Annotated in this window: 21 protein-coding genes, 2 pseudogenes and 1 riboswitch; of the genes and pseudogenes, 10 read left to right on the forward strand and 13 right to left on the reverse strand. The window is 33.0% G+C overall.

Translation table 11 applies throughout. The annotated features are described in order from the left end of the window. Complete coding sequence (locus tag EAG08_RS04875; RefSeq protein WP_129534482.1) at positions 1–621, reverse strand: hypothetical protein; 621 nt, start codon at positions 619–621, stop codon at positions 1–3. A gap of 140 nt (positions 622–761) precedes the next feature. Continuing rightward, positions 762–965, reverse strand: coding sequence for a hypothetical protein (locus tag EAG08_RS04880; RefSeq protein ID WP_129534483.1), 204 nt, complete (start codon positions 963–965; stop codon positions 762–764). A gap of 379 nt (positions 966–1,344) precedes the next feature. Between EAG08_RS04880 and EAG08_RS04885 the strand changes: the two genes are divergently transcribed. After that, positions 1,345–1,569 carry a glutathione synthase gene (locus EAG08_RS04885; RefSeq protein ID WP_129534484.1) on the forward strand — a complete coding sequence of 75 codons (225 nt, stop codon included), beginning with the start codon at positions 1,345–1,347 and terminating at the stop codon, positions 1,567–1,569. A gap of 45 nt (positions 1,570–1,614) precedes the next feature. Here EAG08_RS04885 and EAG08_RS04890 read toward each other — a convergent pair whose 3' ends face one another. Together EAG08_RS04890 and EAG08_RS04895 are read right to left on the reverse strand one after the other, a co-directional pair. Continuing rightward, positions 1,615–3,138 carry a carbon-nitrogen hydrolase family protein gene (locus tag EAG08_RS04890; protein ID WP_129534485.1) on the reverse strand — a complete coding sequence of 508 codons (1,524 nt, stop codon included), beginning with the start codon at positions 3,136–3,138 and terminating at the stop codon, positions 1,615–1,617. 492 nt (positions 3,139–3,630) lie between these two features. Next, complete coding sequence (locus EAG08_RS04895; RefSeq protein WP_164998527.1) at positions 3,631–5,310, reverse strand: helix-turn-helix domain-containing protein; 1,680 nt, start codon at positions 5,308–5,310, stop codon at positions 3,631–3,633. 243 nt (positions 5,311–5,553) lie between these two features. Here EAG08_RS04895 and EAG08_RS04900 point away from each other — a divergent pair, with 243 nt between their 5' ends. From EAG08_RS04900 to EAG08_RS04915, 4 genes are all read left to right on the forward strand, one after another. Next, complete coding sequence (locus EAG08_RS04900; RefSeq protein WP_129534487.1) at positions 5,554–5,958, forward strand: hypothetical protein; 405 nt, start codon at positions 5,554–5,556, stop codon at positions 5,956–5,958. A gap of 342 nt (positions 5,959–6,300) precedes the next feature. Beyond that, on the forward strand, positions 6,301–6,963 hold the full coding sequence (locus EAG08_RS04905; RefSeq protein WP_129534488.1) for an ATP-binding cassette domain-containing protein: 663 nt from the start codon (positions 6,301–6,303) through the stop codon (positions 6,961–6,963). A 31-nt stretch (positions 6,964–6,994) separates the two neighbouring features. Continuing rightward, positions 6,995–7,792 (forward strand): hypothetical protein, encoded by a 798-nt coding sequence (locus EAG08_RS04910; RefSeq protein ID WP_228446774.1) that lies wholly within the window; start codon positions 6,995–6,997, stop codon positions 7,790–7,792. Between the two features lie 64 nt (positions 7,793–7,856). Next, a riboswitch (cobalamin riboswitch) is annotated at positions 7,857–8,038 on the forward strand. Positions 8,039–8,151: 113 nt separating this feature from the next. Next, positions 8,152–8,535: an acyl-CoA thioesterase gene (locus tag EAG08_RS04915; RefSeq protein ID WP_129534490.1), complete on the forward strand. Its 384-nt coding sequence runs from the start codon at positions 8,152–8,154 to the stop codon at positions 8,533–8,535. A 170-nt stretch (positions 8,536–8,705) separates the two neighbouring features. Here EAG08_RS04915 and EAG08_RS04920 read toward each other — a convergent pair whose 3' ends face one another. Continuing rightward, a complete protein-coding gene (locus EAG08_RS04920) occupies positions 8,706–9,296 on the reverse strand; it encodes an HD domain-containing protein (RefSeq protein ID WP_129537216.1) in 591 nt (196 codons plus the stop codon). After that, a complete protein-coding gene (locus EAG08_RS04925; protein WP_129534491.1) occupies positions 9,274–9,981 on the reverse strand; it encodes an XAC2610-related protein in 708 nt (235 codons plus the stop codon). Before EAG08_RS04925 ends, EAG08_RS04920 begins: the two co-directional genes overlap by 23 nt. A 292-nt stretch (positions 9,982–10,273) precedes the next feature. On the opposite strand from EAG08_RS04925, the gene EAG08_RS04930 reads away from it, so the two are divergent. The 5 genes from EAG08_RS04930 (at position 10,274) to EAG08_RS04950 (ending at position 14,696) form a co-directional block, all read left to right on the forward strand. Beyond that, positions 10,274–10,603, forward strand: a complete 330-nt coding sequence (locus EAG08_RS04930; RefSeq protein ID WP_129534492.1) for a PadR family transcriptional regulator — start codon at positions 10,274–10,276, stop codon at positions 10,601–10,603. A gap of 12 nt (positions 10,604–10,615) precedes the next feature. Beyond that, positions 10,616–12,343 (forward strand): PspC domain-containing protein, encoded by a 1,728-nt coding sequence (locus EAG08_RS04935; protein WP_129534493.1) that lies wholly within the window; start codon positions 10,616–10,618, stop codon positions 12,341–12,343. A 302-nt stretch (positions 12,344–12,645) separates the two neighbouring features. Next, positions 12,646–13,242 carry a 1-acyl-sn-glycerol-3-phosphate acyltransferase gene (locus tag EAG08_RS04940; RefSeq protein ID WP_129534494.1) on the forward strand — a complete coding sequence of 199 codons (597 nt, stop codon included), beginning with the start codon at positions 12,646–12,648 and terminating at the stop codon, positions 13,240–13,242. 37 nt (positions 13,243–13,279) lie between these two features. After that, on the forward strand, positions 13,280–13,714 hold the full coding sequence (locus EAG08_RS04945) for a PaaI family thioesterase (RefSeq protein ID WP_129534495.1): 435 nt from the start codon (positions 13,280–13,282) through the stop codon (positions 13,712–13,714). 13 nt (positions 13,715–13,727) lie between these two features. Further along, positions 13,728–14,696, forward strand: a complete 969-nt coding sequence (locus EAG08_RS04950; RefSeq protein WP_129534496.1) for a chorismate-binding protein — start codon at positions 13,728–13,730, stop codon at positions 14,694–14,696. A gap of 162 nt (positions 14,697–14,858) precedes the next feature. On the opposite strand, the gene EAG08_RS04955 is transcribed toward EAG08_RS04950, so the two are convergent. From EAG08_RS04955 to EAG08_RS04985, 7 genes and pseudogenes are all read right to left on the reverse strand, one after another. Further along, entirely contained in the window at positions 14,859–15,053 is a 195-nt protein-coding gene (locus tag EAG08_RS04955) for a hypothetical protein (RefSeq protein ID WP_129534497.1), read from the reverse strand. A 5-nt stretch (positions 15,054–15,058) separates the two neighbouring features. Next, on the reverse strand, positions 15,059–15,661 hold the full coding sequence (locus tag EAG08_RS04960; RefSeq protein ID WP_129534498.1) for a MarC family protein: 603 nt from the start codon (positions 15,659–15,661) through the stop codon (positions 15,059–15,061). 44 nt (positions 15,662–15,705) lie between these two features. Then, positions 15,706–17,433, reverse strand: a complete 1,728-nt coding sequence (locus EAG08_RS04965) for a BatD family protein (RefSeq protein WP_228446775.1) — start codon at positions 17,431–17,433, stop codon at positions 15,706–15,708. Between the two features lie 11 nt (positions 17,434–17,444). Continuing rightward, complete coding sequence (locus tag EAG08_RS04970; protein WP_129534500.1) at positions 17,445–18,179, reverse strand: tetratricopeptide repeat protein; 735 nt, start codon at positions 18,177–18,179, stop codon at positions 17,445–17,447. Positions 18,180–18,277: 98 nt separating this feature from the next. Further along, a pseudogene (locus tag EAG08_RS04975) lies at positions 18,278–19,283 on the reverse strand (vWA domain-containing protein). After that, a complete protein-coding gene (locus EAG08_RS04980; RefSeq protein WP_129534501.1) occupies positions 19,283–20,275 on the reverse strand; it encodes a VWA domain-containing protein in 993 nt (330 codons plus the stop codon). Before EAG08_RS04980 ends, EAG08_RS04975 begins: the two are co-directional and overlap by 1 nt. Next, positions 20,268–21,163: pseudogene (locus EAG08_RS04985) on the reverse strand (BatD family protein). The gene EAG08_RS04980 and the pseudogene EAG08_RS04985 overlap by 8 nt, the downstream one beginning before the upstream one ends. Positions 21,164–21,174 lie beyond the last annotated feature (11 nt).

Genomic DNA, 21,174 nt, shown 5'->3' on the forward strand with positions numbered 1-21,174 from the left:
TTATATAGTTTGATTTTTTAAAAATTCTTCTGTGAAATCCTGCCATTGAATTTTGCTTCCTCCAAAAATTCCTCCGCTTGCAACAAATAAATTTCTCAAAACATCCATAAATCCTACTTTAGTTGTATTAGGCATTTCATTTCTTCCATGAATGCTTAATTGCAGAGTTTTATCTTTTTTGACCAAAATAAAAGTATTTGAAGCTTCACCTTTATAAAAATGCGCAATGCTTCCACTCGAATTGTCGGGACAATAATGGGGTTTCATCTGTATTAAAAAAGCTTTTACCCCTTTCTGCTCTATTGTCTGAATTTGATTCACTTTCACCCAGTCAAAACCTTTTCCTAAATTATTTTTCGGAGCAGGCATTTTTATTTTTACTAAATCATTTAACTGGGCAATTGTTGACTTGTCGCTTTCATTATGGTAGATATAAAACTCGGTTGGATTTTTACCTGCACTTACTTTCCAATTATTTATTTGTAATAGCTTTTGTGATAGTTTCCTAAACTTGTCGAAAGCTTCAGTTTCAGAATTACAAAGTAGAAAGGATATTGCATTGTTTTCAGAGCCATTATTGTTGATTGGTACCAAATGCCGAACATCTATTTTGTATTTCATATTTTTTTAAAATGCATGGATGATTAAAATGATTTTGTAAACTGTCTTATTCCGATTAACAACGTAATAAAGCATCATTATCACGCTGCGAAAACTTTTCCTAGAATTTCAGTTAAGAAATGAACCGCTAAAAACCTCATTTATTTAGCAGAATCTTTCTTCAAAGATGCTGTATCAGATTTTGGAGCCGCGACTAAAGTATCTACTAGAGCCGGCACCGGAATCTTGCTTACAGTATCTGGAGTGGTAATTGAATCTGAATTGGTCGCAGTGTTTTGCGATTCTTTTTTGCAACTCATCAGAGTGATACTCGTGACAAGCAGTGAGAAAAATATCGTTTTCATATTTTGGTATTTGGTGTATTTCAAATGTATAAACTAATCTTATGCCTGATTTATGATTTGAATCACAATTTATTATTCATATAAATAATAAACTATAATTTAATTTTTCAAACCATAATCTTTTAATAATAATTACAACACTAATTTTTATACATTAATAATGCCAATATGAAATTTTTATGTTTTATTCAGGATAATCTATTTTTTAGGCACAAAATTTGAAAATAAAATTTAAACAAATGATAAGAAAGTAAATTAAACCAAATTCACATCATATTAATAATGAAATCCCTGAACATAATGTTTAGGGATTTTTGTTTGATGAAATATTTAAACCATGAATTTATTCGTAACTTAGATAAATACTAAAACCATTATCATGGCACACAAAGATTTTACAAAAGAAGATTTTATAAAAACCGAAGACGGCACTTACCAGTTGGAATACTTAAAATCAGAAATAGGTGAAGGAAGCAATCTGATTGTTGAACAGAAAAATGAAGATGGAACTTACACAGTCATTCAAATACCTATTAAAAGACATAATGAAAGCATCTTTATTGCCATACAGCAGCCGGTTGACGGCAGAATAATTTTTAACTAAAACAAATCCCCATTTCTATTTAAAATGGGGATTAATTTATATAATCTATATTATTGGATTTTTGTCTTTAATAAGATAAGTTTCATACAAGTCTTTTCGCCTGTCGTTCAGAATCTGAACAGAACCGTGATAATGAAGATCTTTTAACAGATTTAAATCTACATCCACAATCAACGTCATCTCTGTATTTGGTGTCGCCTCACCTTTCACCGCATTCGATGGAAAAGCAAAATCTGAAGGTGTAAATACCGCAGCCTGACCAAACTGAATATCCATATTGTTAACACCCGGCAAATTCCCGACACAGCCTGCAATGGCTACATAGCATTCGTTTTCAATAGCCCTTGCCGCAGCACAATGACGCACTCTCATGTAAGCATTCTGAGTGTCGGTAAGATAAGGAACAAATAGAATTTTCATTCCCTGATCGGCTAATAGTCTTGGTAATTCCGGAAATTCAACATCGTAGCAAATCACTAAACCAATTTTTCCACAATCAGTATCGAAAACTTTGATTTCGCTCCCACCTTTCATTCCGTAATATTTCCTCTCATTTGGCGTAATGTGAATTTTTCTATATTCGTCAATCCGCCCGTCACGATGCAAAAGGTAACTTACATTATATAAATCATTGTTTTCAAAAACAGGCATACTTCCTGAAATAATATTGACATTGTAGCTGATCGCCAATTCAGAAATTTTAGTTTTAATCTGATCCGTAATTTTTGCCAACTCAATCATACTATCACGTTCCGAAAGATTATTGAAGGGCGCAAGCAAAGGCGTGTTAAACAACTCCGGAAAAAGCACAAAATCAGACTTGTAATCTCCCATCACATTTACAAAAAACTCTACCTGCTCATAAAACGCATTGATATCTTTGAAATGCCTCATCTGCCACTGCACCAAACCCAATCGAATAGTACTATCCTGCATTGTATTTGGCTTTTTGCTGTAATAAATATTATTCCATTGAAGCAAAACAGCATTTTCTCTGGAAGCCTCGTCCTCCGGAAGATATTTTTTCAGAACCCTGATTGGTAAAAAATTATTGGAAAGCTGAAAAGAAAGCACAGGATCGTAGATTTCTTTATCTCTCACTCTTCTGATGTATTCTCTTGGGGAAATCTCGTGACTGTATTTATGATAATCAGGAATTCTTCCACCCAGAATAATTGATTTTAAATTTAATTGTTCACATAGTTCTTTACGGGCATCATAAAGCCTTCTTCCCAATCTCAATTCACGATAAACCGGATCTACGAAAATTTCAATTCCGTACAACACATTTCCGGTTGAAGAATGGGTATTAAAAGTATAGTTCCCTGTAATGTCACTATAAGTATGCTCATCATCGAATTCTTCATAGTTGACAACGATAGAAAGCGCAACTGCAGCAATTTTCTCGTCAACAGTAATACAAATCTGGCCGGCTTCAAAAATTTTGGTAAGTTTTAAAATGCTTTTTTTAGACCAAACGTATTCGGACATTTTCGGATAAGCCCGACGCATTGCCGAAACCAATTCATCATAATCATCAATATTCAGTGTACGAGTATCTATCTGCATAAATTTATTTTTACTAAAGTTAAGGAAATTTGTAAGAACAGAGGACGGAACACTGCTTAATAAAAGTTAAAGCATCTGGGGAATTGAGGATTTTAAAAGTAAATTTTATAAAAATCTAACAAAATCGAGGCAATTTCAAAATAAAAATATGAATTTTACAAATTCATTCTCACCCTATTGTAAATATTTGAATAATAACAATTTACAACACACAACATTCGTATTGATTTATAAATTACTACGTAAATATTTATAAATGTGCCCAGCATCACCTTGCAATAGATTGTAAAACTTTATACTTTAGCATTATAATAATTGACAGACATGATACAGAGTAATCTAAGATTTTCTTATCAAAATTGAACATTCATCATTATCACAATAAAATATATTGTTTCATCACTTAGTTTCTATTAGTAGTATGCCCAGATTTCACAATCTGGGCATCTACTTTTATATTCGTTAAAACTTTTACTCTTTATTCACCAACTTCTAACTCCTTGACTCTTTTTTGATGAAATCAACAGGTCGTATTCCATTTATTTCAAGGAAAATATTAGAAAAACTTTGTCTATTACTGAATCCAGAAGCTGAGGCAACATGCTCGATTGAGTATTTTCTCCACTCTTTCTCATGATAAATTTTTTGCGTAGCATAATTGATTCTAAGAACATTAATGTAAACACTGAAATTACTTCCTTTATATTCATTAATAACTTGTGAAAGATAAGAAGTATTGGTTTTGAAGTGCTCGGCTAATTTTTTCAGCGTCAATCCACGTTCAAGGAAGCCTTCGTTAGCTTCAAAAGCGCTGATATCTTTCAACAATTTCTCTACAATATTCTGATCGAGTTTTACATTTTTACTTTCATCGAATTTTAACGGTTCATTGACAGCAACAGAATCAGACAATTTTTCATCCTCTATTTTCACTAATAACTCTTCATACTTTTGCTGTATTTGTTTTTGTTTTCTATTTCTGTAAAACATCATAAAACCCAGCAATATGATAACAATACCGCAAATAACCAATAAACCAATTCCTAAAGTGTTTGTCTTTTCTAGATTTTCTTTTACCTCTAATAATTGTTTCGTATCGTAATCTTTATAAATACGAGTGGAGAGATATTTGAAGTCTGAAGATATAATACTGTCTACTTTCAGAAGCTGATTAGTGTAATACAATTCATTTTCAGAATTATTTTGCTTTTTATAGTAATTAATAAGCTCTTCGTAATTACTTCGTAATTCAGGAAGTATGAATTGATGTTTATTAAATATAGAATCAACCTTTTTATAATTTTCAACACCTAGTTGTTTGTCACCGAGATTTGTATAACTCTTTCCTTTATAAAAGTAAACATAAGATGCCCAAGTGAAATCATTCACTTTCAGAAGCCCAGGAAGCGATTGATTAAACTCTAAGATAGCTTCTTTATAATTTTTTTTTGAAAAATTTAATACACCTAAACTTTTCTTAAAGTAGCTGTTTTCAAGGCTGAAGTCTTTAGTTTTAGGAGTAGATTCTTCAGCGAGTTCAAGCAGCTTTTGCACCTCGTCAAATTTCCCTAAAGCCTGATAGCAAATAATTGCCTGATGAAGCGAATTGAGATATCCTTTTTTATTATTATAAATAAGATTTTCATGAAAATCGCCTTTAGCATTGGTCTCAAAGTAAGCAATACACTCTTTAAAAATCTGCAAAGCCTCGTCATAGTAGCCTAAATAACTTTTTACAACGCCAATATGATATAGATTTTGATACTTTAAAAAATCATTTTTCGAATCTTTTAAATATTCATAAGCCGTCAAATATTCATTTAAAGCAGACTGAAATTTCCTGTGATTGAAATAGTAAATAGCACCCTTACCAAGATAGGAATCCCCTATCAAATCATTGTTACCAGACTTTTTTGCTGCAGAAATTGCACTATCTGAGTATTGTATTTTTTGTTCTTTAGAAAACAATATAGCATCTTTGTATCCTTGAAATAATTCAGGATAATTTTTTTCAGATTTAGCTTTTTTAATGTATTGATTTAAATAGACAAAAGCACGACCATCGTTCTCTTCATATCCCCAATATTTTTTTCGCAATTCGGAATAGATATCCTGCGAAAATAAAAATGACGCGAAAAAACAAAAGCAAAGCGCCAGCATTCTCTTTATCATTGGATATGTATAATTAAAAATCATAGCCAAAAATAAGCAAATTCATTCATAACCACAATGCTGAAAAGTAAATAAAATCTAACTTTCAAAAAAACCATAAAATATTGTTTTACAAATAATTAAAAGTAAATATTTATAAATTTTTACAGCCATATTTATAAATTAACCTTAGATTAACTTGTAATAAGTACTTTACATATCTATCTTTGTAAAAAATAGGTCAGTCATTTTAAATCTTGCATCATGATAAAAAAATATCTTTTCATAGCTTTTGCGATTATAAGTATTTCTGTTGTGTCTTGTCGTCAAGATGATGAAATGGTAAAAACAAAAAATGATAATAATCTAAAAGTTAAAGTTGATTCCGTAGAAAACCAAACCTCTTCAAAGATCAGTGATTCTTCGCTCACTGGAATCACTCTCAAAGATCCTCAAGAGAATGCAACGTATTCTAAACTTGATTCAATATTAATATCTCCAGACCCTTATGATCCTCCAAAAAACGGAACCCATTGGAAAGAATCTGATTCAATAAAGCCAATTGATGATGTAACAGACCCTCCTAAAAATGGAACACATTGGAGAAAAAAAACTAAGAACATTTACACCAAACAGTTATATATAGCAAAAAAGCAAAACTATCCATAGTTTTGCTTTTTTCATTATTTAACAATTAAAACTACATTCGAAAAATTTATAATTGCTTTTTCATATAATGCAGACATTCATTAAAATTCTATGGATCTTTTATAAAAAATTGCTCATTCCGACAGTTTTGTTCTCATTGATACTTAATTTTGCAACAGGGATGAGCTATAAAAGTTTTGGATTATACTTTTTATTAATTTTCCCAATGATGCATTTTTTCATCTATGAATTAAGACTTAAAAATGAATATTGCTTTTATGCAAATTTTGGATTCTCAAAAGCCTTTCTATGGACATTCACCTTGTCTTTCGGATTCTTCATTAAAACATTAACCGCATTTTTATGAACAGTCTTCACATCGACAGCATTACAAAATCATTTAGTGAAAAGAAAATTTTACAAGATGTTTATTTGTCTTGTGAAACAGGTAAAATCGTAAGTATTCTAGGCAGAAACGGATGTGGAAAATCAACTTTATTTCAGATTATTTTCGGAACATTGAAAGGCGATACTCAATATATCAAATTTAATGATACTATACTGAAAAATCAGTTTGACAGGAAAAACAGAATTGCTTATTTACCACAGTATCCATTTTTACCAAAAAATGTAAAAGTTGAAAACTTAATTAAAATCTTCTGCAATCATGAAAATGCAAAAAAACTTAGAGATTTGAATCTAATCAAACCTCTCACTACTATAACTCCTAATAAATTATCTTGTGGCGAGGTCAGACTTTTAGAAGTTTTACTTATTATTTATTCATCAGCGGAATTTATTTTACTTGACGAGCCATTCCATAGTCTTTCGCCAAAAATTGTTTCAATAGTAAAATATTTGATTAAAGAACAGTCGCAGTTCAAAGGTTTTATTATTTCTGATCATTTATACCAAGATGTTTTAGACATTTCGGACGAGGTATATTTGTTATCTGACTCTTATTTAAAGCCTATTAAAGATTTAACAGAATTGAAAAGGTTTAATTACCTTCCAAAAAATATTTAATTTATATCTTTGGCTATAAATACTCTTTATAATGACGTTTATAAACAAAACAATCTACCTATCGGTATTCAGTATATTTTCTTTTTCGTTGATTTTTGCACAAAGCAAAGTTCCTTTTGGCGTTGTAAAAGCCGAGGAAGGCTATGCGATGGTGCGTGTACACAAAGAAGATTATCGTAAAATCGTAGATAAAATCAGAATGAAAAGAGGTGATGTTTTTGTTTATGTAAAGCCTGCTCCTGGCGAAACAGAATGGATCTGGATAAAATATCCTGAAAAAGCAGAAATAGAAAAACCTTTTGTAAGATATGACAGCCTAACCAAAGAAGGAATGGTCAATAAGAACCGTATTGCCTTCATTGATCAGCTTCCACAATACACGCCATCAAAATCTAAGAACGGAAAATCATTGATTTTCACCGACAATAGCAACCCTAAAATTCCTACAGCACAAAGAAGTAAAGTGGTAATTGACATTTATCCTTCTAATGCAGGTTTCCGTAAACAGGTAAAAGATGCGGAAGGAAGCATTGTAACCATCGACAAAGTAAAACCTTGGGGTATTGATAAAGAATTGCCTGAAGGGGTGACCGAAATAAAATCGATCAGAGTGCAGCAACCCGGAAGAGGTTCTGTGTTTGTACGTGAATCCATTAAAAATATGTTCCAGCCAACCATGGATTTTGAGAACATCGGTGTAACTTCTATCGATAACGACCATATTTTTCTTTATATGATCAACGGTTCTGGAGCGAATAGATACACGACGCTTTGGACAATCAAAGAGGGAAAAGTAATCAGCCAGATTATTTTTAAAAATCCTGAATAATTCATCTATTTATCATTATTTTTGCATCCGAAAAGAATTGAGCTTTTGGCTAATACCTCATGCTTATAATTTTCAGGAAATTGGTTCTGCCTAACCGCAGATGAAAAGGGAATCGTGTGAAAATCACGAACTGTCGCGCAACTGTAAAGTAACAGAAGTCTTTATTAAAATCCACTGTGTAAAAGGCATGGGAAGGAAATAAAGATGTTACAAGTCAGGAGACCTGCCTATTTCTTTAGACAAAAAACTTTCGCGATTTGAAGTTTGTTGATCTTATGGTTTATCTCAGGAATTTCTTGTTCCTGAACTATCTGTTTGTTTCAATATATTTCATTTTCGCTTTAATTTAATAATGAAATATGACTACAGAAGAAAGAATTGAAGCTTCCGAGACCCGAATTTTTAAAGCGGTTTTCCCCAACACTACCAATCATTACGACACCCTTTTCGGAGGCACTGCAATGCAGCTGATGGATGAAGTTGCCTTTATTACCGCTACCCGTTTTGCAAGAAAAAGAGTGGTAACCGTAAGCAGCGATAAAATTGACTTTAAAAAACCAATTCCTGCCGGAACGATTGTTGAACTAATCGGGAAAGTAATTTATGTCGGGAAAACAAGTATGAAAGTGAATGTCGAAATCTATACAGAGCAAATGTATTCTTACGAAAGGGAAAAGGCAATTGTAGGTGATTTTACTTTTGTGGCCATTGATGAATTTAAGAAACCAATTCAAATACTATAAATTCAGACCGGTTTCGGCAGGCCTTTGGCCCGCCGAAACTATTTTCTTCTTATATTTAAATCTATTTTGTCATACTGGAAGCATCTCTATATAGTGAATTTAGATTCCTACGGAATGACAAACTTAAAATGAAAATTTGAATAATCTAATAAGAGTATTTATTTTAAAAATCATCTTAAAACCTTCTCCGTTTCAAGATTTTTAATCATCAAAAACTGAAAAGCCTCTCCCATTTCATCGGATGCTCTGCTGATAGCATTTTCGAGCATATTTCTAACTTGTTTCTCGGTTACCGAAGCTTCTGTCCAGCTTTTTCCGGAAGTGTGGGAGTTGAGAATAAAAGGCATGATTCTATCAATAGCACAAGCAAAAATCGCATCAGGAGTTTGTTCTTCTTCAAATTCCAGCCAAAGATTGAAAAATTCTGAACGAATGGGTTCATCTAAAATTCCAAAAATATTTTTAGCAGAAAGTTTTTCTCTTTCAAATTTCCCAACCATTGCAGCTTCATCAAAAAGGAAAGTATCTCCCGCTTCAATTTCTACCAAATCGTGAATTGACAACATTCTGATCACTCTCAACAAATCTATATCTGCTCTGTTTTTAGCATAAGGAAATAGAATTTGAGCTAGAATGATAATCTGCCAGGAATGTTCAGCTGTATTTTCTCTTCTGGAATCGTCTGCGTTGTAGTTTCTTCTCTGTACGTTTTTTAAAGCGTCTATAGCGACGATAAAATCAATTTCTTTCTGTATTTTCATCATTATTTTCTTTATAATAAACTTCTCTGGGATATTTTGTCGTCTTTGTAAACCATTTGTAATCTATAAACTCACTTTTCTTTGTGATTACAGTTTCCCGATCTCTGGTGTCTTCTTCAAATTCGTATACTTTTAAAGGATCTCTTTCCGGAATGACGTTATATTCTTTGGTAATATATAAGCAACATCCTGATTTCAAATACATGATTAGTCTTTTTCTTTCAGAATCTACGGTAAACATTGCTGAATTATCTTTTACCACAGTCGTCATTCCTTCATTCATTAAAAACTGTTTTTGAATGGAATCAAAGGTATAAATATCATAAATGGATTTCTCAGAATTATCTGAAAATTTATTAATCAAAGCTAAATCTTCAAAACCATCAAAATTAAAATCTTCAAAAATTAAAGATTGCGATTCTTCGTCAAATTTAGCTTTGTTTAAATTTAATGAATCTGTTTCAATCGTAAAAGTAAAATTATCTGAAATCAAGGCTGGAAATTTCTCTGATGTTTTCTTATCTGTCAAATTAACGGATGATTTCCCAAAACATTCTTTTTCATTACATGTGGCTATATCAATGCTCACATGATAATTTTTAGAGATTACATTTAATTCAAAATGATTCTGAGCCCAACATAAAGTTCCAAATAGACTTAACAGGTAGAAAAATTTGTACTTCATTGTTTTTAGTTGTTTTTCCAAGTATCAATTTAACATAATATATTGCAAAAATAGAAAAATTAGGTTTTAAAATATCTTTTTTAAGTATAAATAATTCAGAATACAAAATCAGTTTAAAATTTATATAACTAAAAATCAACACTTTAAATTATATTTAAAAATAATTCCACTACTTTGTATTGCATATTACCATTTTAATTACATATCTTTGTAATGTAGAATCGGAGAAGGTTTAACTAGCTAGGAACTGAAAACCGATTTTATATAACTCAATAACAAAAACTTATTAAAGATGAATACTGAAAATACCAAAGCGCAAATGCGAAAAGGGATTCTGGAATTCTGTATTTTGAGTCTTATCAACAATCGCGAAATGTATGTTTCTGATTTAATAGATGAACTGAAAAAAGGAAAACTGGATGTTGTGGAAGGAACCCTCTACCCTCTTTTAACAAGATTGAAAAACGGTGAATTTCTTTCTTACAGATGGGAAGAATCTACAGGAGGCCCGCCAAGAAAATATTATCAGATCACAGAGAAAGGGGAAACTTTTTTAGCCGAGCTGCAAAATACCTGGAAAGAATTGACAGATTCTGTGAACCAAATCACTCAAAAAATTTAAAAAAACAAAGCTATGAACAAGACACTCTCAATAGGACTCGCAGGTTTTTCTTTCACAATAGAAGAACACGCATACATAAAGCTCAGCGATTATCTTAACGCTCTTAGAAGCTCACTAGAGGCTTCTGAAGCAGACGAGGTAATGCACGACATAGAAATCAGAATGGTAGAAATCTTCAGAGATACTTTAGGAAAACGTGAAGTAATCAACGATGCTGATGTAGAAAAGGTAATTGCCCAAATCGGTTCTCCTGAAAAAATTGAAGAACAGGAAGAAGCTTATTATTCTGAGAAAAATACAAACTCAAATAGAAATAACTTCTCAGGAACTACACAGACTGATAAAAGACAGTTATTCCGTGATCCTGAAAGACAAAAGATTGCCGGAGTTTGCGCAGGTTTAGCCGCTTATTCAGGAATGGATATTACTTGGATGAGATTAATCTGGGTGGGTGCATTTATCTTTCTTTGGGTAGCACCGGGATCATCTTTCCTAGTGATTATTTTATATTTCATTCTTTGGGCTGTTTTACCGCAAGCAGAGACCGCATCAGATTTTTTGAAAATGAAGGGAAAGCCTTTGAATTTTGACAACCTGAAAGAAGAATCTAGCAAAATTGTACAGTTTGCGAATGAAACTACTACCAGAGCCGGAGAAATTTACATTGAAAATAAACCTCATATCAATAATGCCGGAAGCGGTGTTTGGAATATTCTAAAATATTTAATAGGTGCATTATTTGTCTTTTTTGCATTTGGAAGCATCATTGGAGTATTTGTGTTATTCGGACTTTTCGGAATAGATTCAAATTTTCCAGGAGCTAATGAAATGAAATTCCTTTTTGATGATGATGGATTGTACACTGTATTTACTGCACTAATCATTATAGCATCATTGATTCCTGCAATATTATTCAGTTTGCTAAGCATCAAGATTTTCTCACCAAAAACTAAACTGAGAAACATTGGTTGGGTAATAGGAGTTCTTTTTCTGGCAGTTATTGCATTAGGTACTTATTTTGGAGTGAGCATGGCAAAAAAAGAAATGTTCTTAAAAGGACAAAAAGAAGACACTGAAGAGGTAGCCATCAATACATTATCTGACACCATTTATGTGGACATGAAAAGTGTAACAATCCCTCAGAACTTCACTGCATACGACGATGATCTTTTTTCTGATAAAATATCTGTTTATGAGAAAGACTGGATTCATGTGGACGTTACAAGAAAAGCAGATATCAAAACCCCTTATTTAATTATTAAAAAGGAGGCGAAAGGATACAATATTCCGCTTAATGCAAGTGTTCCAGTGGAGATTGTTGGTAACAAAGTGATTCTTCCTAATTATATTAAATATCCTTACGATCACCGTTTCAGAGATTACAGCATTGATTACGAATTGGTAATTCCACAAAACTCAATTGTAATTCCTTTGAAGAAAGACGGAATCAATTTTGACGGAGATACAGACGGAAATGGTATCAATGACAATGATGAAGAAGACAATAACGACGATGAAAATGGCAATATTTCAATTGAGAAAAACAAAATCTCTATCAACGGTTCTACCATAGAATACAACGATAACGATAGAGACAGCGTCATCATCAATGGCAAGAAATATCAAAAAGATGAAGCCAAAAAGATTATGGATACGATGAAGATGAACATTGATAAAATGAAAGACGTTGATATCAAAATAAAAGATGGAAAAAAAGAAGTTTCTATCAAAACCAAATAATTAAACTTGAGAGAGTGGCGGAAGGTGTGGATGAATAGCAACCGTTTGAAACCCACACCCTTCTACTCTCAAATAAATAGCAAAAATTTTCATTAATAAGTGGTTTATATGCTAAAATAGTCTTATATTCGTAAAAAAAATTAACCAATACAAAAACATCAAATCATGGTACAATTAGTTTTAGAAATTGCAGTAAAAATCGCAGATTTAATCAGCGGATTATTTTAAGAGCCATAATATTTCAATATATTTGTAGAGTATAACCATTATTGGTTATACTTTTTTGTTTTAAATTTAAATTCATGAAAAAGCTATTAGGCAAATTGATATTAAAAATATTGGGTTGGAAAGTCGTTCTTCAGGGTGATGTAAATAGCCTGAACCGTTGTATTCTGGTGGTGGCACCCCACACCCACAACATGGAATACATATTGGGAAATCTTGCTTACTGGACCTTAGAAAAGCCATTGAAAATCATTATCAAAGATGCGCACACAAAAGCCTGGTATGGTTCGCTTGTACGTGGTTTAGGTGGTATCGGTATCGACAGAAGCCAAAAAAATGATTTGATCAATTTTGTTGCAAATGAATTTAAAAAAGACGATTTCAGCTTAGTAATCACTCCCGAAGGCACCAGAAGTTGGGTTCCGAAATGGAGAAAAGGTTTTTATCACATGGCTTTGGCAGCAAAAGTTCCTATTGTTTTAGCGGCAGGAGATTTTAAAAGAAATATTGTTTATTTAGGTTACACTATCCCCTATGAAAGATTAGAAACTGCATCTTTCCTTGAAGTGATGGAAGAAATTCAAAATTACTATATCAAAAACGACATAGGACCGAAAATACCAGCCAATTGGAATCCGAACATTATCGGAAACGATGCAGAAGCGAAGAGCTAAAAACAAAATTACTCATTACCAATTACTCATATAACACATGTATACAGAAGGCAAAACAAAAGAAGAAATTTTAGAATTCATCAACAACTGGGGCGAGGAAACTTTTGCTAAAACCCTTGATATACAATTTATTGACATCGATCTTGAAAACGAGACGCTTACGGCAACGATGCCTGTTTTACCTAAAATCCATCAGCCTTTCGGGATTATGCACGGCGGTGCAAGTTGTGTATTAGCTGAAACGATGGGTTCAAGTCTTTCTAATATTTTCATAGACGGAAGTAAATATTTCGGCGTGGGAACCAATATCAATTCCAATCATTTAAGAAGCAAAAAAGACGGAATTGTAACCGCAGTTGCAAGATTCATCAGAAAAGGAAAGACCATGCATGTTTCTGAAATTGAAATACGTGACGAAAAAGGCCAACTGATCAATCATACGACAATGACGAATAATATTATTAATAAGTAATATTTAAAGTTTAATGATTTACTTCAAATTTCCTTTTGACGAAAAGCTCTATTCTACAGACGAAAATTCAGATAAAAAAACAGTCATTTTCAAGTCTTTTGACCAAGCTGAAAGTGTTCATTTTAAAGGAAATTGTATTGAAGTCAACACTATTTCAGAAAGATTCTCTAATCAATCATTAGCTAAAGACGAAACCGAATTTTCGGCGGAAACGCACGATGAATATTTAGGAAAACTTCAACAAATTATTAATGTTATCAAAGAAAATCAACTTCCGAAGCTTGTGCTTTCACGAAGGAAAATTTTCAAAGACTTTAATGAAATCAATCTAGAGGAAAGTTTTAATAACATATGTAAAGTTTATCCAAACGCTTTTCGATATATTTTTATTAAAAACAGCAAAGCCTGGATGGGTGCTTTTTCGGAGGTTTTAGGAAAATTCAATAAATCTACCCACGAGTTTGAAACGATGGGCTTAGCGGGTACGATTCCCGTGTCTGAAAGCTGGACAGTTAAAGAAATTGAAGAACAAAAACCCGTATCGTCATATATCAGAAATGTTTTAGAAAAATTCAATACAGAATCTGAAATTCAGGAATCTGAAACCTATGATCACATTTCAGGAAATATTAAACATTTAAAGACTGATTTTAAACTAAAAATAAATCCCGAAGATCTTGATTTAATCATTGAAGAACTTCATCCGACGCCGGCAGTCTGCGGAATTCCAAAAGATTTTTGCAAAGATAAAATTCAGGAATTTGAAAAGTTTCCGAGAGAATTGTATGCCGGATTTATCAGAATTGAAACAGATGATTTCATTCAGTATTTTGTCAACTTACGTTGTGCTAAATTATACAGCGATTCTGTACATCTATTCGTGGGCGGTGGAATTACGGCTCAAAGCAATCCTGAAAAAGAATGGAGAGAAACGGAATTGAAATCTGAAGCCGTTTTGAAAAACCTTTCTTTTTCAAATTAACCGGATGACTTACTCAATTCATGCGGATAAACTTCTAAAGTTATGCGGATGACTTTACTGAATCACACGCATTAGTTTAGAACACTTTCAAATCAATTATCTTAAAACAAAAAAATCCTCTCTCAAAAACTGAAAGAGGATTATATTTTATATCAGAAATGACTATTTCTTTACTCCGATTTTACTCCAAGTATTCATAATGAAGAGTACGAAAAGTCCGACTACACCACAAATAATTGAAATTACATATTTCATATTGTCCTCGGATGAAATTTCTGAATGCCAATCTATTGCATAAATGTTGATTGCGATAATAATGATAAACACGATCAAAAATACTTTATAAAACTTCTGCATGATAATTAAAAATTAATGTTTGCTTGTATTAGTTGAGCAAAATTTGCTGTAAATAATTTGATTGAAATTGCCAAAAGGATAATCCCGAAAACTTTCTGTAGAATCGACAAAGTCGCCTCTCCCATTCTCTTCTCTAGCCAAGGAGCAGATTTCAGCACCAAATATACGAAAATTGTGTTGAGAATAATCCCAAGAATGATATTGATATCATGAAATTCGGCACGTAATGACAATGTTGTTGTAAGAGTTCCAGCACCTGCAACCAAAGGAAACGCAATCGGAACAATAGATGCAGCCTTTGCTTCTGTGGTTTTATTGATTTCGATACCTAGAATCATTTCTAAAGCAATCACAAAAATTACAACTGCGCCTGCAATCGCAAATGAGTTCACATCTACACCAATAAATTTCAAAAGCTTATTTCCTACAAAAAGAAACACAATCATGATTAATCCAGCAGTGATTGACGCTCTTCTCGCTTCAATTTGTCCGAATTTTTGCTTTAAGCTAACGATAATTGGAATAGATCCGATGATGTCAATCACCGCAAAAAGCACCATAAAACAAGTTACCGTTTCTTTGATAGAAAAATCGTCAAAAATCTCCATTATTCAATAATTATTAATTTCGCAAAATTATGAATAAAAAATGATTATTTACTAATCTGAGAATACAAATTGATAATATCTTTCAAAAGTTCAGAAATTCCCTCCTGAGATTTTACTGGCGTATATTTTTCAATCTGAATTCTCTGAGAAAGATTTCGGTATTCTTCTGCCACTGCACTTCCTTTATAATTTTCTAAAAACTGTCTGAAATCATCTTTAGAACTTTGGAAGTATTGGTTTCTAACTTCAGAGTCCAACTCATCAACCGTCTTAAAAAATTCATCAAAACTCTGACTATCTTTAAGATTTTCCAAGTATGTAAAATAATCACCGACATCAGTTTTCAGGCTTTCTCTGATTTCTCTTTCAGTTTCTGCAACAGAACCAAGAGGTTTTTTAGAAGCTATTTTCTCTTTAATTACAATACGCTTTTTTTGCCAATTTTTAAACAACAAATACGCAATAAATAAGCCTAAAAGAATTCCTGCATTAATCAAAAGAATGCTCCAATTAAATCGGCTTTTTTCTTTTACTTTGAAAGTCGTCGTCTTTAATACCGGACTATTGACGGTTTCCAACAATGTATTGGTATATTCGTTTACTTTTTCAACTGTTGTGCGGGCTTCTAAAACCTCATCGTGCGAAAAGGCAGTAAGATTTAAGGTTTCCTTCCCTAGATTTACATATTCTTTTTCTGAAGGATTAAAGAAAGCAAATTCTTCAGTTTTAATATTAAGCTGACCAGATTTATTTGGAATTAAAACGTAATTGGCTAAAATATATCCTTTCATTCCCTCAATTCCCGCAACTACTTTAGAAGTGATTTTCGGGGCAAAAACTTCATAATCGGCAGAGCTTTCAATTTTAGGCAACTGCATATCGGCCAAGTTCCCTTCTCCTGAAACTTTCAGAATGACATTAACAGGTTTTTTTGCCTCAATTTTTTCTTTAGATTCGTGGTAAACATCCACTTTGAAATTTCCTACAGCATCTTTAAAACATTCCGGTGAACCTTCAGGAAGCTTTTTAACATTAAGTTTTACCTTATTAGAAACAATTTTATTTTTGCTAGAATAAGAATTTACTGAAGCCGAAACAGACGGCACGTCAACATAACCCGACTCATTTGGAAATACAATAAACATTGCTAAAACCTGCGAAGGCATGTTGCTATATCCCGATGGATCGATGTCTGATTTATGAAAATTAATAGAATGTACATTGATATCTTCCTGCTCCGGAAGATTGATGTGTCTTACTTTTCGAAGGTTGTCTATATTTTTAGAATACACCCTCAAAACAGCAACTGTTGGCTGGTTCTGATACACTTCTCTATCTTCAATTTCCATATTGAGATAGACGTCATTATCCGTATTTTTTGCAATTGGCTTTTTTTCAATATCACGAATGAAAATATCGAAAGGCTCAGTTTTATAGATTTTGTTATTGATAGTCACCAGCACAGAACCAATTCTTATTTTCCCTCTCTGCTTGGGTTCTAAGGCAATTCTGGTAACATATTGTTCAACAGCAACATTAGATTCCGGATCTCTAACCATCTGGTTAAACGACCCGTTTCCAATGATATTAAATTTAGATAAATCTGGTAACCTAAGTTGACTTTGCTGAACTAAATTATCACCGTTCAGTTCTAAAGTGATCGTTAGATTTACAATATCTTTACCGTTGTAGTCGGTTTTGTCTGGTTTCATATTGAGTTCTACCTGTCCGTAAGCAATTACGGAGACAAAAGTCAACAATATGTAAATCAATTTTTGTTTCATCACCAATCTTTCTCATTGCTTTGAGGCAACGAATAAGAATTCTTATTTAAAATCCTTTTGGCAGTTTCTTTTTCTTTTTCGCCTACTTTATCTAGTATTGCGTTTTGAAGATCTTTAGGCATTTTGCCCTGATTATTTTTATTAGAATCGGGCTGATTTCCTTCTGGGCTGTTACCCTCATTTTTCTGACCTTCGCCTTTATCTTTAGAATCGCCTTTTTGATCTTTATCTTTTTGCTGATCTTCGCCTCCGCCGCCTTTGCCGGATTTGTCATCTTTATTTTTCTTCTGCTGATTTTCTTTTTCCTTTAATTTGGCAATTTCAAAATTCTTTCTCGTTGCTTCATTGTAAGGATCTTGTTTTAGCGATTGTTTATAAAAATCAGCTGCCTTCTCAGGCTTATTCATTTGCATATACGTATTTCCCAAGTTATGCAAAGCTGCCGCTTTATCTGGAATTGTTTGGGAAAGACGCTGTGCCTTTTCAAACTCTCCTTTCGCCTCTTCATACTTTTTGCTTTTATATAAAGCATTACCCAAATTGTAATGTGCCGTAAAATCTTTTTCGTTCGACTTCACCGCTTCCATGTATCTTGACGACGCACCATCATAATCTTTACCGTTGAATTTCTGATTGCCCTCATAGACCAAAGTCTTATAGCTTTTCTGCCCAAACAATGCGCCTGAGCAACAGAAAACAATCATAAACGATAAAAATAAAATTTTAGTATTCATCCCTTGCAAAATTATTCCTTTATATGTTAAGAAACAGTCTTTTAATTGTTAAAATTGGGTTAAAGTATTCACTAGGTTAAGATTTTAACAAAAGCAAATCAAACATTAAAATCTCTTTTAGGATTAAATAGAAAAATAATCAGAAAGAAGAAAATAGAAACCGCTAGAAAATATTGGTAGTAATGTACAGCATTTTGAGATTTCACCAAAGTTGCCGTAGAAGATGCTTTTTTATTTAAAGCTTCAACGATTTTATCGGGAGCTTCGTCGATATTATTACCGTCAATATAAGTTCCACCGGTAGATTCTGCCATTTTGTGGAGCGCTTCGGTTTGTCTTTTAGAAATAACGGTTTGTCCGTTCATATCGCTTTTATATCCATCAACTGACCAAACTCGTATTCCGGAACAGGTGCGCCTTCATCTGAACCAATTCCTACGGAAGTCACAACAATCCCTTCTTTGTTGGCTAATTTTATCGCAGCATTGTCGTTTCCTTCATTATCTTCACCATCACTCAGAAGAATGACTTTTCTTGAGCCTTTACTGATATTTATAAACTTATCAACCGCAGTTTGCATCGCTTTTAAAAAGTCTGTTCCCTGAATTTTAATTGAGTTTGTTTCAACACCGCTAATGTAAGTTTCCGCAGAATTATAATCTGTGGTGAGTGGCATAATAGAAGTTGCCTGACCCGCAAAAATAATCACTCCCACTTTATCATTTTTCAGTTTCTTCATTGTCTGAATCATCAGATTTTTACCTTCTGTCAAACGACTGGGTGAAATATCTTCCGCATTCATCGAATTGGAAACATCGAGCATAAAAACGACGTTATTGAATTTTTGGTTGGTCGTCACCTCTTCAGAACCACTCAGCAAATCGATGATTGAAAAAATCAAAAACAAAGTTGCCAAAAAGTATAAAACGGGAAATATTTTGATAAAACCAGATTTTTTTTCGAATAAAGCTTCATGAAAACGGCTGTCTGCAAAAACTTCTCTTCTCTTGTTTTTCCATTTTAAATATCTGATCAGAAAAAAGCTAAGACCGGTAAAAGCAACAGCAATAATAAGTACCAATAATTTCCTAAATACAATTCCATCAGCTTAAAAATTTATATAATACCCATCTCAATAATGCGTCAAAAAACAGCATTCCCAAAGCAGCCCAAAGGAAAATTGTAAAATATTCCTGATAATTGTAAAGTTTTGAAACTTTCACATCAGTCTTTTCAAGCTGATTAATTTCGCTGTAAACCTCCTCCAAACTGCTGTTTGACGTAGCACGGAAATATTTCCCGCCGGTTGCCTCAGCGATTTCTCTCAAAACAGGTTCGTCAATCTGAACCTGAGTTTCGGTAAAAACCAAGTCTCCAAAAATATCAACTTCAGTCGGCATCAAAGCAACACCATTGGTTCCTACACCAATTGAATACACTTTAATATCATTACTTCTCGCCAGTTCTGCAGCGATTTGTGGCGCAATGGCATTTTGGACATTATTCACCCCATCCGTCATCAGAATAATTATTTTACTCTTTGCTTTGCTTGTACGAAGGTGGTTTACCGCAACAGAAAGTCCTTCACCAATGGCTGTTCCGGGGTAAAGCTCAGCAGTGTTCAGGTTTTTCAGTTCGTCGATCACCACCTGATGATCAGAAGTCACGGGAACTTTGGTAAAAGCTTCAGAAGCATACGTCACCACTCCAATTCGGTCATTCGGGCGCTTTTCAACAAACTGAATGGCAATTTCTTTCAATGCTGTCAATCGGTCTGGTGAAAGATCTTTAGACAACATACTCAGTGAAACGTCTACCGCAAACATAATATCTACCCCTTTGGTATCGTCTCTGTCCTGAGAGATTGTAAACGTTCTCGGTCTCGCCATTGCAATGAAAAGACATGATAGAATGATATACTTTGAAATTTTAAGCAAAAATAAAACAGGTAAAATTCCACTGCTTGCGTTCATATTCTGAACGGTAGGAACTTTGATTCCTTTCAGTTTTTTTCTGCTGATATCTCTAACTAACAAAGGGATAAACAAAAGGAAAAGAAATAAAAACCACGGACTGTAAAACTCGAAATTAAACATCTTTTCTCAGGTTTTGAAATTCTATATCCTTTGATGATCTCTTCACAAAGTCTTTAATTTCGTTAAAATCTTTTTCCATCATCTGCTGATCAGGGAACGTTTTGGCAAATTTCACCAAATCGCCTCTGAAGAAAACATCTTCGATGATCTTTTCATTGTCCTGCGAAATAGTATTGTTTTCTTTCATCAGCTGAACCAAATCGTCAGTCAACAAAACATCTGCAGGAATTCTGTATTGTTTGGCCAAAAATTTCCTTGAAATATCGATTAACTCCACATAAAACGAACGGTAATTTCCGTCTTCGATATATTTTTTCTTTTTAATGAGTCTAATTCTTTCAAAGTCTGATTGGTTGCCACCACAGGAGAATCTTTAGATTTTCTGCCGTATTTTACAATCATAAAAATGGCAATTATTAAAGCAATCAAAGCCAAAGCACCCAAAATATACCATTTATAAAGCTGCCAATAATCTGTAACTTCCAGCTTGACATCTTTATTATTCATAATATCGTTGATCGGATCGCCTTTTTGAGCAGTGTTGATTACTTCAACTTCGTAAGGAATTGTTTTTAAAACTCTTTCTCCTACTTTAAATTCAAGCTCAGGAATGGTATATTTTCCTTCTTCAAAAACTGAAAATTCAATATTTCTCTGATAAGAATTGGGTTGAATCCCTATACTGTCTTTAATTTCTTCAAAATGAAAAGGGAGCAACTTGTCTTTTGGTGCAGCTTTTACTTCCCGGTTGTTCAGATTATCAATTTTCACTGTAAAGCGGTTGACTTCACCGAGAGCCAAGGTTTTCTTCTCAAGATTCGAGGAAAGTATCTGCGAAAAAGCATTTGCACAGATGAAAAATGATAAGAGTAATATTAATTTTTTCAATTTTAAATAGT

The sequence above is a fragment of the Chryseobacterium sp. 3008163 genome (genome assembly GCF_003669035.1).
Taxonomy (GTDB): domain Bacteria; phylum Bacteroidota; class Bacteroidia; order Flavobacteriales; family Weeksellaceae; genus Chryseobacterium.

Excerpts from the sequence above, each read along its gene's own strand:
- EAG08_RS04950 (WP_129534496.1), top strand. The coding sequence starts at position 13,728 with ATGATTTACTTCAAATTTCCTTTTGACGAAAAGCTCTATTCTACAGAC.
- EAG08_RS04935 (WP_129534493.1), top strand. The coding sequence starts at position 10,616 with ATGAACAAGACACTCTCAATAGGACTCGCAGGTTTTTCTTTCACAATA.
- EAG08_RS04905 (WP_129534488.1), top strand. The coding sequence starts at position 6,301 with ATGAACAGTCTTCACATCGACAGCATTACAAAATCATTTAGTGAAAAG.
- EAG08_RS04885 (WP_129534484.1), top strand. The coding sequence starts at position 1,345 with ATGGCACACAAAGATTTTACAAAAGAAGATTTTATAAAAACCGAAGAC.
- EAG08_RS04890 (WP_129534485.1), bottom strand. The coding sequence starts at position 3,138 with ATGCAGATAGATACTCGTACACTGAATATTGATGATTATGATGAATTG.
- EAG08_RS04875 (WP_129534482.1), bottom strand. The coding sequence starts at position 621 with ATGAAATACAAAATAGATGTTCGGCATTTGGTACCAATCAACAATAAT.
- EAG08_RS04945 (WP_129534495.1), top strand. The coding sequence starts at position 13,280 with ATGTATACAGAAGGCAAAACAAAAGAAGAAATTTTAGAATTCATCAAC.
- EAG08_RS04880 (WP_129534483.1), bottom strand. The coding sequence starts at position 965 with ATGAAAACGATATTTTTCTCACTGCTTGTCACGAGTATCACTCTGATG.
- EAG08_RS04955 (WP_129534497.1), bottom strand. The coding sequence starts at position 15,053 with ATGCAGAAGTTTTATAAAGTATTTTTGATCGTGTTTATCATTATTATC.
- EAG08_RS04980 (WP_129534501.1), bottom strand. The coding sequence starts at position 20,275 with ATGTTTAATTTCGAGTTTTACAGTCCGTGGTTTTTATTTCTTTTCCTT.
- EAG08_RS04970 (WP_129534500.1), bottom strand. The coding sequence starts at position 18,179 with ATGAATACTAAAATTTTATTTTTATCGTTTATGATTGTTTTCTGTTGC.
- EAG08_RS04900 (WP_129534487.1), top strand. The coding sequence starts at position 5,554 with ATGATAAAAAAATATCTTTTCATAGCTTTTGCGATTATAAGTATTTCT.
- EAG08_RS04915 (WP_129534490.1), top strand. The coding sequence starts at position 8,152 with ATGACTACAGAAGAAAGAATTGAAGCTTCCGAGACCCGAATTTTTAAA.
- EAG08_RS04895 (WP_164998527.1), bottom strand. The coding sequence starts at position 5,310 with ATGATAAAGAGAATGCTGGCGCTTTGCTTTTGTTTTTTCGCGTCATTT.
- EAG08_RS04925 (WP_129534491.1), bottom strand. The coding sequence starts at position 9,981 with ATGAAGTACAAATTTTTCTACCTGTTAAGTCTATTTGGAACTTTATGT.
- EAG08_RS04930 (WP_129534492.1), top strand. The coding sequence starts at position 10,274 with ATGAATACTGAAAATACCAAAGCGCAAATGCGAAAAGGGATTCTGGAA.
- EAG08_RS04910 (WP_228446774.1), top strand. The coding sequence starts at position 6,995 with ATGACGTTTATAAACAAAACAATCTACCTATCGGTATTCAGTATATTT.
- EAG08_RS04960 (WP_129534498.1), bottom strand. The coding sequence starts at position 15,661 with ATGGAGATTTTTGACGATTTTTCTATCAAAGAAACGGTAACTTGTTTT.
- EAG08_RS04940 (WP_129534494.1), top strand. The coding sequence starts at position 12,646 with ATGAAAAAGCTATTAGGCAAATTGATATTAAAAATATTGGGTTGGAAA.
- EAG08_RS04920 (WP_129537216.1), bottom strand. The coding sequence starts at position 9,296 with ATGAAAATACAGAAAGAAATTGATTTTATCGTCGCTATAGACGCTTTA.